Source organism: Arthrobacter sp. E44 (assembly GCF_041877125.1).
Lineage (GTDB): Bacteria > Actinomycetota > Actinomycetes > Actinomycetales > Micrococcaceae > Arthrobacter.
This window is the reverse complement of record NZ_JBHDJA010000010.1, coordinates 68771-81493: the sequence shown is the minus strand read 5'-3', so window position 1 is coordinate 81493 and position 12723 is coordinate 68771. Positions and strand designations below refer to the sequence as shown.

The window sequence follows — 12723 nt, the reverse complement described above, 5'->3', positions numbered from 1 at the left end:
CTGCTAGTCCAGGAGGAGCGCGGGCTCTTCCAGGATGGCCGCGACGTCGGCCATGAAGCGGGCGGACAAATCACCATCCACCACGCGATGGTCGAAGGACCCTCCAAGCGTGGTGATCCAGCGGGGAATCACCTCTCCGTCCAGGACCCAGGGCTTCTGCTTGATGGTCCCGAAGGCCACGATGGCCACCTCGCCCGGGTTGATGATGGGCGTACCCGTATCGATGCCCAGGGCGCCGATGTTGGTGATGGTGAGCGTGCCGCCCTGCATTTCAGCTGGCTGCGTCTTCCCGGCCCTTGCGGTGGTGGCCAAGCTGTTCAGGGCCAGGGCGAGTTCCTTGAGCGACAGGTCCTGGGCGTTCTTGATGTTGGGCACCATGAGGCCGCGGGGCGTTGCTGCGGCGATGCCCAGGTTCATAAAGTGCTTGACCTGGATCTCGGCGGACCCGTCCTGGTTGTCCACCCAGGACGCGTTCACGCTGGGGTTGCGGGCTGCTGCCCAGATGACGGCCTTGGCCAGGATGAGCAGCGGCGACACCTTGACGCCCTCGAAGTCCCGGGAGGCCTTGAGCCGCTTGACGAACTCCATGGTGCGGCTGGCGTCAACGTCCACGAAGATGCTGACGTGTGGCGCCGCGAAGGCCGATTCCACCATCGCCTTCGCCGTGGCCTTGCGGACGCCCTTGACCTGGATCCGCTCCACCCGCTGGTCCTGCGGCTTTCCTGCCTTGCCCCAGAAGCCGTCCGCCTTGTCCAGTTCGGCGTCGCGCTGGGCCTGGTAGCTCACCAGGTCCTCCCGCGTCACCTCGCCCCGGGAGCCGGTGGCCACGACGTCCGCCAGGTCGATGCCCAGGTCACGGGCGATCTTGCGGACCGGGGGCTTGGCCAGGACCCGGTTGACCAGGCCGGTGATGGTGCCGCCCAGGGTTGGGCGGTTGTCGACGACGGCGGGTGCGCCGGCGGACACCTCAGCGGGGGTGCGCGGCTGCACAGGCTCAACCTCGGGTGCGTTGACCGTCACGGCAGCGGCTGGTGAGGTCTTGCGCGGGCGCCGTTTGACGGCGTCAGCCTTCGGGCCGGAACCTACCAGCGGACCGCCGGCCGGGGCACCGGCGCCAGTGCCGCCGTCGTCCGTCCCCTCCGGCGCCTCATCCTGGGGGAGCTTGCCGTAGAGCGGTTGCGCCGCTTGTTGCGGCTGTGCGGGTGCTTCGGGTGCGCGCACGTCCGCGGGGGTGGGGTCGCCGGCAACCTCGTCGCTGACGCTGATGATGGCAGTCCCGACGTCGACCGTCACCCCTTCCTGCACCAGCAGTTCGGTGACGGTCCCGGCAAACGGGGACGGCAGTTCCACGATGGACTTGGCGGTCTCGATCTCGCACAGGACGTCATTGATGGCCACGGCGTCGCCGGGCTTGACCTTCCAGGAGACGATTTCCGCTTCGGTGAGGCCCTCGCCGACGTCGGGCAGGTTGAACTTGTTCAGGGTCATGGTGTCCTCAGTAGGAGAGGGCGCGGTCCAGCGCCTCCAGGATGCGGTCGATGTCCGGAAGGTAGTCTTCCTCCACCTTGGCAACGGGGTACGGCATGTGGAATCCGCCCACACGGATCACCGGGGATTCGAGCGAGTGGAAGGCCCGTTCGCTGATGCGGGCGGCGATTTCGCCGCCGATTCCGCCGAACGTGGGTGCCTCGTGCGCCACGATCAGCCGGCCGGTCTTTTGCACGGACGCGGTGACGGTGTCGAAGTCGATCGGCGAAATGGAGCGCAGGTCGATGACCTCAACGCTGCGGCCGTCCTCTTCTGCTGCGTTGGCGGCGGCCAGGGCCACGGGAACCAGGGGGCCGTAGGCCACGACGGTGGCGTCGGTCCCTTCACGGAGCACATGTGCCTTGAACGGGTCTTCGGCGGGGCCGGGCGCCTGGACATCCACGTCCCCCTTGAGCCAGTAGCGGCGCTTGGGTTCGAAGATGATCACCGGGTCCTGGCACTGCACGGCCTGCTGGACCATCCAGTAGGCGTCATGCGGGTTGGAGGGGGTGATGATCCGCAGTCCCGCCGTGTGGGCGAACAGGGCCTCGGGGGACTCCGAGTGGTGCTCCACCGAGCCGATGCCACCGCCGTAGGGAATGCGGATGACCACCGGAACGGTGAGGCTGCCGTTGCTGCGGGCGTGCATCTTGGCCAGCTGCGTGGTGATCTGGTTGAAGCCGGGGAATACGAAGCCGTCGAACTGGATCTCGCAGACGGGGCTGTAGCCGCGCAGGGCCAGGCCGATGGCGGTGCCGATGATGCCGGACTCCGCCAGCGGGGTGTCCACCACGCGGTCCGGGCCGAACTCGCCGATCAGCCCGTCGGTGACCCGGTAGACGCCGCCCAGGGGGCCGATGTCCTCGCCCATGAGCAGTGATTTGGGGTTGGCGGCGAGGGTGGCGCGAAGGCCCTCGTTGATGGCCTTCGCGATGGTCATGGTGGTCATCAGTGGCCTGCCTTTGCTGCCTGCCCGGCGGATTCTTCCTCGCCGGCAAATCCTGCGCTGTATTCCTCGAACCACGCCAGTTCCTCCGCCACCAGCGGGTGCGCTTCGGCGTAGACGTTGGCGAAGGCCGTCCGGATGTCCGGGTTTTCAAGATCATGGGCGGTGCGTCGGACATACGCAGCCAGCTCGTCGCCGTCGGACTTCACCTTTGCGAAGTAGGCGTCGTCGGCCAGGCCTTCGGCGCGCAGGTACTTTTCGAGCCGGGCCAGCGGGTCCTTGGCGCGCCAGGCGTCCTCTTCGTCGGAGTGCCGGTACTTGGTGGGATCGTCCGCGGTGGTGTGCGCACCCACCCGGTAGGTGAAGGCCTCGATCAGGACCGGGCCCTTGCCCTGGCGTGCGTGCTCAAGTGCCCACTCGGTGACCGCGTGTACAGCGACCACGTCATTGCCGTCCACCCGGATGCCGGGAAAACCGTAGCCCTTGGCACGGTTGGAGAGCGGCACGCGAGTCTGGACGTTGGTGGGCACGGAGATGGCCCAGTGGTTGTTCTGGCAGAAGAACACCACGGGAGCCTTGTAGGAGGAGGCGAACACCATCGATTCGTGGACATCGCCCTCGGAGCTGGCACCGTCGCCGAAGTAAGCGATGACGGCCGCATCCGGCTGCCTTCCTGCGCGGTCTGACGCCGCGAGCTTCTGGTCCCGCTGGATCCCCATGGCGTAGCCGACGGCATGCAGGGTCTGCGCGGCCAGGACCAGGGTGTACAGGTGGAAGTTGGTGTCCCTGGGATTCCAGCCACCGTTGGAAACCCCGCGGAACTGGCGCAGGAGTTCTGCCAGGTCCACGTTGCGGGTGAGCGCTACGCCGTGTTCCCGGTAGGTGGGAAAGATGTAGTCCTGCGGCTGGCTGGCCCTGCCCGAGCCGATCTGTGCTGCCTCCTGGCCGGTAAGCGGGACCCACAATGCCAGCTGCCCTTGGCGCTGGAGGGCGGTGGCTTCGACGTCGAACCTGCGGATGGCGGCCATGTCTGCGTAGAGGCCGCGGAGGTCCTCCGGGGTGAGTTTGTCCGCGTACTCACTGAAGACCGGATCGGCGCCCAGCTTTCCGTCGGGGCCCAGCAACTGCACCATCTGGGCAGGGGGCTCTCCCATGACGGCCTCAGCATCGGCCTCGCGCTGGTCGTCTACCGCTGTTCCGTCGAACTCGGTGGAAGGCAGATGAGTGCCCATACCGTCTCCTTGCCTGCCGCATCCGGATGCAATGCGATGTCGTGAGGATATATGCCTTACAAGGAATACATTCCTCTGACGGCATATACATTGGCTTACTGATCCTAACTTTATCTGCGGTAAGTAGCTGGAGGGCTACTTGTTAAGCGCTAGGAACTTGCTGGCGCCTTTGTATAGTCGGCACACAATTGGAGGAACCGGGAGTTTGCCTCGGGCTCCCCGATGCTGACCCTGACGCCTTCCCCGGCGAATGCCCGCACGGACAGGGCCCGGGTGCCCGCGAACTCCGCAAAGGCTGTGCTTTCAGCGCCAAGGGCAAGCCACACAAAGTTGCCCTGGGCATCGGGAACCGCCCATCCCAGCTCCCGGAGGCCGGCCAGGACCCGTGTCCGCTCGGCCACGAGCTTTTGTACCCTTTCCACAACCTGGGAGTAATTCTCCAGGGAAACAATTGCCGCTTTTTCGGCAATTTGGGACACGGCAAAGGGTGTGGCGGCGACCCGAAGGTACTGGGTCAGTTCCGGATGGGAGACGCTGTAGCCAACGCGAAGTCCGGCCAGGCCATGTGCCTTGGAGAACGTCCGGAGCACCACAACGTTGGGGTATTTGCGGTAAAGCGCGATCCCGTCCACTGCATCCTCCGCCCGCACGAACTCCTGGTAGGCCTCATCGATAACCACCACGACGTCGGCCGGGACGGACCGGATGAAGGCCTCCGTTTCAGCCGCGGTAAGGGCGGGGCCGGTGGGGTTGTTGGGCGTGCAGAGCAGGATCACCTTGGTGCGGGCACTCACGGCGGCCGCCATGGCTGCGAGGTCGTGCCGTCCGTCGGCTGTCACGGGGATCCTTACGCTCTCGGCGCCTGCCAGGCCCACGCTGATGGGGTACGCCTCAAAGGAGCGCCACGCGTAAATGACTTCGTCCGCCTTGCCGTCATCGTTCTGGCCGGCAAAGGCGGCCAGGATCTGGTTCAACGCGCCCAGGCTTCCAGCTCCGGTCACGATGTCCTCGGCAGGCACATCAAGGAACTCTGCGAGCGCGGCACGGAGCTTGCTGCTCAGGGGATCCGGGTAGCGGTTGACGTCCTTCTGGTTGGCGATGGCGTCCAGCACGGCCGGAATCGGCGGGAGCGGGTTTTCGTTGGAGGACAGCTTGTAGCTGGCCAGTCCGCTGACCGCGGCCGGCGGCTTTCCGGCGGCGTAGCGGGGCAGCCGGTCCAGCACCGGGCGCGGCGTGATTCCGCCCGCCCTGGTCTCAGATGAAGTCATGGCCCCTAGCCTACTTCGAGGCCCTCAAGGGTTCCGGGGAACGAACGGCAGAAATTAAGGCCGCTGCCAGTCGCCCGGAGGGACCGTATGGAAGCATGGTGCCATGGGTTCCTTCATCCTTCGGATCGTGGTTAATGCTGCCGGCCTCTGGATCGCCAACTGGATCCTGCCGGGCATGGACATCACCAGCACCGGGGCGTCCGCTGCGGTGGCCAGAACCGGCATCTCCCAGGACCCCGGAATCATCGGGATTGTCCTCGCCTACCTCTTCATCGGCCTCATCTTCGGCCTGGTGAACGCTTTTGTCCGGCCGCTGGTCAGCCTTCTTGCACTGCCCATCACCATCCTGACGCTTGGCCTGTTCGCCATCGTCATCAATGCCGCCATGCTCTACCTGACGGCATGGATCAGCAGCTATACGTCCGTGCAACTCACCATCGATTCCTTCTTCTGGACCGCGGTGTTCGCCGTGATCATCATCTCCCTGGTCTCGCTGGTGGCAGGGCTGCTGCCCGGCGGACGGCGCTGACGTCCTGCAGGATGACCTGCCGCCCTGGCGGCGCCCGCGGACCGGCCGGGATTCATCCACCCAAGTAGGAGTGCCCCCGAACCAGGTACCTAACAGTGCCTTCCCCCGTGCCAGGTTCCCAAAAGACCAGTACCAGCCACCCATGACCCCCGTGGCGCCGGCCTTTTAGGCTGCGAACCGGGCCGCAAGAAGGCCCGGTGGTGTCAGTTCCGGAACATGGGGGCCAAAGATGAAGCCCATAAGAATCCTGCTCGCTGCGTGCCTGCTTTTCGCCTGGCAGGCCGGTCCCGCTTACGCGGACGCCGAATCGGGGCCTGTACCCAGTCCCGCAGGGCTGGGCAACGACATCTCCTGGCCCCAATGCGGCACAGATCTTCCTTCACCCCCTGCGTTTGCGATCGTCGGCGTGAACGGTGGCCGGCCGGATACGGCCAACCCGTGCCTGTCGGACCAGCTGGCCTGGGCGGACCAAAGCGCGGCCTCGGCAGGAGGGACACCGGCGGCCGTGTATGTGAACACCGCCGCAACCGGTCCTGTGGACACTCTGTGGTGGCCCGCAGGCAACACCTATCGCGACGCTGTTGTCGGCAACCCCTACGGGACATGTGACGGCACCGGCTCGCCGGCCTGCGCCTACGTCCACGGCTACGCCATGGCCGCCAACGCGGCCGACATCCTGCAGCATGCCGGGCACAACGTGCCCCACCGGATGTGGTGGCTCGATGTCGAATTCGGGAACAGCTGGCTATGGGACAAGGCGGTCAATGCGGCCGAGCTGGAAGGCATGACGGCTTTCCTGCAGGGTGCCGGGGCAGAAGTCGGGATTTACTCCACGGGGTACCAGTTCGGCGAGATCGGGGGCGATGTCAGTCCCGACAGCAACCTCTACAAACTTCAGAACTGGCTGGCGGGCGCCTACTCCGCTGAGTCGGCAGAGGAATACTGCGAGGCCGCCCCGTTGACGCCCGGCGGGACTGTAACCACGACCCAGTTCACGGAGAACGACCTCGACTACAACTACCGGTGCCCTGGCGCAGTTCCGCCCCCGGTTTCACAGCCAGCTCCGCAGCCCGCGCCACCATCCGCTCCGGAGCCTGCCCCCAAGCCGGAGAAGACACGGCCAAACCTGTCCGCTGAGCTGCATGCCGCGCAGATCTCTTGACTGGCCCCGCTTCTACTGACTCCACCTCCGGGACCAGGCGGCGCCCTACCGGGCACCCGGTTGCGGCCTCCCGGAAAAGGGGTCCCTGCGGTCCTTGGGAACAGGGGGCGGCGGAGTCTTGGACAACACAAAGCGGGTGGCAGTCGCAGCACCTCCGGCGCCGAGGACACTGCCAAGCACCGCCGTGGACTGGACCAGTGAGGGGTCTTTGCTGGCGCCCACCTGCCGGGCCGCCTCCTGATAGCCCGTGAGGCTGTGTCCGGGACCCAGCCCGGCATCTTCTCCGCCCCGCACGTAAAGGTCATTGGTCATGGTTACCGTGACCTGGTTCCTGGCGTCGCGGTTCGGCAAGCCGTCGCTGCCGGGCACCCAGTCTGTTCGGTGCTCCAGGTGCAGGGTGCTGACATCGGGGGAAGGCATGATGCGTGAAACGGGCGACCCGGCGGTCAGGACGTATTTGAGCCGGTACTCCTTCAAGAAGGCCTCGTCTGCCGCCAGGTTCATGGCATGAATGCCGCCTTGGCTGTACCCAACGGCAACAACATCCGCTCCCGGTTCCGCGCCCGCCGCCCGCAGCGACTGGATCACGGCGGCATTCACGCGTTCGGACCGGCCGCCCATGCCATCGGCGATGCCCCCCAGATCGAAAGGATTGGTGCCGCCATCGGATTCGTTGACCTGGGTTCCGGGAACCACCACAACGTAGGCCTTCCTGCCTCCGGCGTCCACCTCGATAACCTCGATGTAGCCGCTGCCGCGTGCCTCAATCAGCCGTACCCGTTCAAGCAGCCCGCCCGGGCTGGCGTCGAAATCGATGGGCAGACTTTCTTCCTGTGTGGCCGTTACCGGGCCTGTGCGCAGTGAGGGGATATTTTCTTCAACCGCGGGCTTGATCGCGGGGAGGAGGATGACGGCGTCTGCCACGAGCATTTCCGTGGCATCCCCGTTCAGGAATCCCGTCCGCCAGAAGTCCACGTGCTTCTGGAGCTCCACGTCGGGATCCGACAGACCCAGCCTCCACTTCAGGTGGGCAGCAGATTCGGCAATCTCATACTCCCGCCTGCAGCTGCGCACTTGGCCGCTGATCCGCTGCAGTTCCAGGCAGACTTCCTGGACGGCATCCTTCGCTTCCCACACGGCAATGAGGGCGGCAGTTCCCGTAGTGCGCGGGCGGTTCTGGTGCGCACCGAGTTCCTGCCATGCGGTGAAAAGCCCGGATTCGATGGCGGCAAGACGCTCGGCGAGCCGATCGAGCTTTCGGGCTCCCACCTCCAACTCCTCCAGCTGGACCGTAATGCCGCCCACCCCGCCGGAGACTGTAAGGTTGCCGTCCGGAAGTGGCGGCAAAACCCGGATAGGTCCTCCCGTTCCGGATGGCGTTGCGTCAGCCATCAGAACCGGCCGTCAGGCGAACATTCTGAGGTCAGTGCAGCGCGGGCATGTGCTGCCACCGCGGCAGAAGCCTCCCGGATCCGGTCCAGCGCCCTTCGCACCGCCACCGCCTGCAAGGCGACAGAATCCCGGTAGGCCTGTCCCGCTGGCGACTGCCAGTCCAACAGCTGGATGTCCTGGAATCCCGAGAGCACCCCTTCAGCACTTTCCGAGCACTGCGCCACCCTCCTGCCCACCTCTTGGACTTCCAGGCTGACACCCAGCCCGCTGCCCCAGATCCCGTCCATCAGTTCGTTCCCCATGCTGCTTCCCGTCCCGGTCTCCCTGGCCAGATGATCCCGCCCCAACCTTGCCGCTTCCAACGCTAGGGACGCTTGCCTGCCCGGGTAAGCGCCGCCGTCGGCTATGTGGACAAGTAACGTGAGGAACGCGCTTAAGGCGGCGCCGGACTTCGTGAAAGAATCAGCACATGCCTGAAACTGCCGCCACAGCTGATACCCGCACGCCCTCAGGACGCCTGGCCCTCGCCGCGTCACCGGAAAAAATCGCGCTCGGTCCCCTGGACGGCCGCTACCAGTCCGCCGTCGCACCCCTCGTTGACTACCTGTCCGAGGCCGCGCTGAACCGCGACCGCGTGGCCGTCGAAGTGGAATGGCTCATCCACCTGACCAGCAACAATGTGCTTCCCGGCGCGGGACCCCTGAGCGCGGAACAGCAACAGCAGCTCCGTGCCATCGTCACCGAATTTGATGCCGCGTCCGTGGCAGAGCTGGCCGAGATCGAGGCCGTCACCGTGCACGATGTGAAGGCCGTGGAGTACTACATCGGACGCCGCCTCCCCGCGATCGGCATCGAAAACCTGACCGCCATGGTCCACTTCGGCTGCACATCCGAGGACATCAACAACCTCTCCTATGCCCTGGGAGTCAAGGGTGCTGTGGAGGACGTGTGGCTGCCGGCCGCACGCGCCCTGGTGGGCCAGATCAGCAAGATGGCCGAAGACAACCGTGCCGTGCCCATGCTGTCCCGTACGCACGGCCAGCCCGCCACGCCCACCACCTTGGGCAAGGAACTGGCCGTCATCGCACACCGCCTGACCCGGCAGCTGGACCGGATCGCCAAGACCGAATACCTGGGCAAGATCAACGGCGCCACCGGCACCTATGCAGCCCATGTGGCCTCGGTTCCCGGCGCCGACTGGCAGCAGGTATCCAAGTCGTTCGTCGAGGGACTTGGCCTCACCTGGAACCCGCTGACCACGCAGATCGAGAGCCACGACTGGCAGGCAGAGCTGTACGCCGACGTTGCGCGCTTCAACCGCATCCTGCACAACGTCTGCACGGACATCTGGAGCTACATCTCCATTGGTTACTTCGCGCAGATCCCGGTGGCCGGCGCAACGGGTTCGTCCACCATGCCGCACAAGGTCAACCCCATCCGCTTCGAAAACGCCGAGGCCAACCTGGAGATCTCCTCCGGCCTGCTGGATGTCCTGGGCTCCACCCTGGTGACCTCCCGCTGGCAGCGCGACCTCACCGACTCCTCCAGCCAGCGCAACATCGGCGTGGCCTTCGGCCACTCCCTGCTGGCCATCTCCAACGTCGCCAAGGGCCTTGACCGGCTGGACGTGGCCGGGGATGTCCTCGCCGCGGACCTCGACACGAACTGGGAGGTCCTGGGCGAGGCAATCCAGATGGTCATGCGCGCCGAGGCGATTGCCGGCGTCGAAGGCATGGAGAACCCGTACGAGCGCCTCAAGGACCTGACCCGCGGCCACCGTGTGGATGCCGCCCGCATGCAGGAGTTTGTACAGGGCCTGGGCCTCTCCCCCGAGGCTGAGGCACGCCTCCTGGCCCTCACTCCCGGCAAGTACACCGGCATCGCGGACCAGCTGGTGGACCACCTGAAATAAGCCCGCACGCAGGGCAGGAACGTACGACGGCGGCGCCGGGCTTCGACGAGGCCCGGCGCCTTCTTCCTTGCACCCGGCAGGGCAACACCGCTGCCGCCGCACGTCCGGAAGGGTTCAGGTGGGAAACTGGGAAACATGAAGTTGCTCCTGATCCGCCATGGCGAAACCCCCGGCAATGTGCTGGGCCAACTGGATACCGACCACCCCGGGCCCGGTCTGACCGAACTGGGCGAACGCCAGGCGGAAGCCATGGCGCAGGCCCTGGCCAACGAACGCATCGGGGCACTCTACGCCTCCACCCTGGTCAGGACGCAGATCACCGCCGCCCCGCTGGCCCGGCTGCACACCCTCGATGTGGAGGTCCTGGACGGGCTGCACGAAATTGAGGCCGGCTCACTGGAGAAGCTGACCGACCACGAAGCCCACAAACGCTATATGGGGACGGTGATCTCCTGGGCCGCCGGTGACCTGGACCGCCGCATGCCTGCCGGCCCGGACGGCCATGCCTTCTTCGAGCGGTTCGACGCTGCCATCGCGCAGGTGGTGGAACGGGCGGAGCGGCAGCAGCACGGCACGGTCGCCGTGGTCAGCCACGGAGCTGCCATCCGCACCTGGGCGGGACGTCGGGCCGAGGGCGCAGACCACGAGTTCGCAGCACGGCATGTCCTGGCCAACACCGGGATCGTTGCCCTGGAGGGTGACTTGGCTGCCGGCTGGACCCTGATCCATTGGGACGGAAGTCCGGTGGGCGGTCTTGCCTTGGCAGACCCAACGGCCGGGGATCCCACCGGCCGGGACGTAGCGGCTCCCTAGGCCTGCTGCCGGTGGCGCCGGACAGGGAACGGGCGCGTCGCCGGGCACGTCCCCGCAACTGCCTCGCCGCGCCGGCCCCACTGACTCTTTGGGCTGTGCAGCGTGCGCTGGAAACCTTGGCTGGAAGGCGATGCCGACGGAATCAACCGGGACGCCATCGCCGCGGCGACTGCCGCCGTCGGGCGTTCACTGGGATCCATCGCCGTCAGGGAACGCAGCAGGACAGCCCAGTCACCCAAGGAATCCGGCATCTCGGGCGAGCGCAAGGTGCGGGCCACGAGGGATTCGATGGCGGTACCGGGAAACGCCTTGGTGCCGGTGAGCAGTTCCAGCAGGACCAGCCCCATGGCATACACGTCCCAGGACGGCTCCGCTGCCCCGCCGGCTGCTTGCTCCGGGCTCATGTAATGCACGGTTCCGGAGGAAATCCCGGGCTCGGGAGCCGCCCCGGCCGCCGCTGCGATCCCAAAGTCAACGATCCGGACGGGACTTCTCCGCAGGCCGCTCAGCATCAGGTTTGCCGGTTTGATGTCACGGTGCACAAGGCCGCTGGTGTGAAGGTGGGCGAGCGCTTCGAAAAGGCCGCGCGCCCAACGTGCTACGTCACCTGATTGCGGGCTCTGCAGCCGTATGGTTTCGGCCATGTTTGTTCCCAGAGCCAGCTCCTCCACCAGGAAGGGACGCCCGGCGTAGGTACCACCCTGGGACATAACACCCTGGGCAAGAAGCCGCACAATGGACGGGTGGTTGAGCCCAGCCAGGACGGTGGCTTCGTTCTGGATGCGCTGGTGCTGCTTCCGGCCGTTGGCAGCGGCGATCTTGACTGCAACATCGGGACCGCCTTCCGGGTCTACGGCCCGGAAAACTTCGGCAGCGGACCCGCGGCCCAGGCGTTCCCGAAGCTGCCAGCGCCCGGCAACGACACCCTCGGCACGAACAGGGAGCGGCGCAGCAAGTTCTGTGTCCAGGAGCCTCATACGGGGGAAACCACTGACGCGTGTCCCCGGCGGGGACCGGCGGACCAGGCATCGAGCTGAAACCCACAGCCGCAGCGCCAAACGGGCGGAAGCTCAGTACCGACGGCGTCGGCGGGTGCGAAGGTATAGCTCGCTGCTTCCAAGCCAACTGCCGGCGTCACGAGCTGCATGGGAGTGCCGCAGTGGACCACGCGTCCGCCCTGCGGCGCAGTGGTGCCGTCCAGGGTAGATCGGGTCAGGTCCGTGTGGCTGTCCGGGAGGCCGGCGTGGTTGTCAGGGATTAGAGGGCCCAGGCGAGGCTCAGGCGGTGAAACTTCGGTGTAGGTAACCAAGACACTCACGACTCCGTTGGAAGCAACTTCAGGAACATTCGTAAGCATACATATAACTAGCTGAACTAGCTAGTCAGCCTAGTGAACTTTTAATTCCTCGTTTTCATGCACCTGAAGGGACTCGGTCATGCGCTGGAGGAAATCCACGACAACACGCGCTTCGTCCGCAGTGAGGCTCTCCGCCACGGACATCATCCGCTGATGCATGGCGCCGAGGGTTTCGCGCACCTCTTTGTCGGACTCGACCGTCGGCACGACCACCACCGAGCGGCGGTCGGAGGGATGCGGCTCGCGGCGGACATGCCCACTGGCCACCAGCCTGTCGATGAGCGAGGTGGTGGAGGCGCTAGTAATATTGAGGAACTGGCTGAGATCCTTCGGGACAACCTGCTTGCCCGACGCCTGGACCCTCAGCAGGTACCGCAGGGCAAGGATGTCCGTTTCCCCCATGCCCATGGAGTCCCTGGTGCTGCGGCGGATTTCCGTTTCGGCCGCCCGGTAGTCCCGGAGTGACTTCAACACCGCTGCACTGTAGTCCAGCTGGCCGTCGGGCCCATACCAGTAGCCGGATCCTTCGTTGCCCGTAGAAACCATGCCATCATTCTAGACCAGCTGATAACTAGCCTGCCAAGT

General features: G+C 65.8%; 12 protein-coding genes. 4 read left to right on the top strand and 8 right to left on the bottom strand.

From position 1 onward, the window contains the following. Window positions 1-3: 3 nt before the first annotated feature. From ACETK3_RS10895 to ACETK3_RS10880, 4 genes are all read right to left on the bottom strand, one after another. Entirely contained in the window at window positions 4-1488 is a 1485-nt protein-coding gene (locus tag ACETK3_RS10895) for a dihydrolipoamide acetyltransferase family protein (RefSeq protein ID WP_306968201.1), read from the bottom strand. A gap of 7 nt (window positions 1489-1495) precedes the next feature. After that, window positions 1496-2476: an alpha-ketoacid dehydrogenase subunit beta gene (locus ACETK3_RS10890; RefSeq protein ID WP_306968203.1), complete on the bottom strand. Its 981-nt coding sequence runs from the start codon at window positions 2474-2476 to the stop codon at window positions 1496-1498. Then, the gene (gene pdhA / locus ACETK3_RS10885; protein ID WP_306968204.1) at window positions 2476-3705 is read right to left on the bottom strand and encodes a pyruvate dehydrogenase (acetyl-transferring) E1 component subunit alpha; all 1230 of its coding nucleotides are present in this window, start codon (window positions 3703-3705) and stop codon (window positions 2476-2478) included. Before pdhA ends, ACETK3_RS10890 begins: the two co-directional genes overlap by 1 nt. Before the next feature lie 149 nt (window positions 3706-3854). Continuing rightward, window positions 3855-4973, bottom strand: a complete 1119-nt coding sequence (locus ACETK3_RS10880; RefSeq protein ID WP_306968205.1) for a histidinol-phosphate transaminase — start codon at window positions 4971-4973, stop codon at window positions 3855-3857. Window positions 4974-5076: 103 nt separating this feature from the next. Here ACETK3_RS10880 and ACETK3_RS10875 point away from each other — a divergent pair, with 103 nt between their 5' ends. Both ACETK3_RS10875 and ACETK3_RS10870 read left to right on the top strand, forming a co-directional pair. After that, the gene (locus tag ACETK3_RS10875; protein ID WP_236800265.1) at window positions 5077-5502 is read left to right on the top strand and encodes a phage holin family protein; all 426 of its coding nucleotides are present in this window, start codon (window positions 5077-5079) and stop codon (window positions 5500-5502) included. A gap of 229 nt (window positions 5503-5731) precedes the next feature. Beyond that, window positions 5732-6664 (top strand): hypothetical protein, encoded by a 933-nt coding sequence (locus ACETK3_RS10870; RefSeq protein WP_306968207.1) that lies wholly within the window; start codon window positions 5732-5734, stop codon window positions 6662-6664. A 45-nt stretch (window positions 6665-6709) separates the two neighbouring features. Here the strand turns inward: ACETK3_RS10870 and ACETK3_RS10865 are convergent, their stop codons facing one another. Together ACETK3_RS10865 and ACETK3_RS10860 are read right to left on the bottom strand one after the other, a co-directional pair. Then, window positions 6710-8011: a hypothetical protein gene (locus ACETK3_RS10865; protein WP_306968210.1), complete on the bottom strand. Its 1302-nt coding sequence runs from the start codon at window positions 8009-8011 to the stop codon at window positions 6710-6712. A gap of 44 nt (window positions 8012-8055) precedes the next feature. Next, complete coding sequence (locus ACETK3_RS10860) at window positions 8056-8358, bottom strand: hypothetical protein (protein ID WP_236800268.1); 303 nt, start codon at window positions 8356-8358, stop codon at window positions 8056-8058. Window positions 8359-8525: 167 nt separating this feature from the next. On the opposite strand from ACETK3_RS10860, the gene purB reads away from it, so the two are divergent. Further along, window positions 8526-9968, top strand: a complete 1443-nt coding sequence (gene purB, locus ACETK3_RS10855) for an adenylosuccinate lyase (protein ID WP_236800269.1) — start codon at window positions 8526-8528, stop codon at window positions 9966-9968. 135 nt (window positions 9969-10103) lie between these two features. Then, entirely contained in the window at window positions 10104-10781 is a 678-nt protein-coding gene (locus ACETK3_RS10850) for a histidine phosphatase family protein (RefSeq protein WP_236800270.1), read from the top strand. Here the strand turns inward: ACETK3_RS10850 and ACETK3_RS10845 are convergent. Together ACETK3_RS10845 and ACETK3_RS10840 are read right to left on the bottom strand one after the other, a co-directional pair. Then, the gene (locus tag ACETK3_RS10845; RefSeq protein WP_306968213.1) at window positions 10778-11758 is read right to left on the bottom strand and encodes a serine/threonine-protein kinase; all 981 of its coding nucleotides are present in this window, start codon (window positions 11756-11758) and stop codon (window positions 10778-10780) included. The genes ACETK3_RS10850 and ACETK3_RS10845 overlap by 4 nt on opposite strands. A gap of 410 nt (window positions 11759-12168) precedes the next feature. Beyond that, window positions 12169-12684, bottom strand: coding sequence for a MarR family winged helix-turn-helix transcriptional regulator (locus ACETK3_RS10840; protein WP_236800272.1), 516 nt, complete (start codon window positions 12682-12684; stop codon window positions 12169-12171). Window positions 12685-12723: the final 39 nt, after the last annotated feature.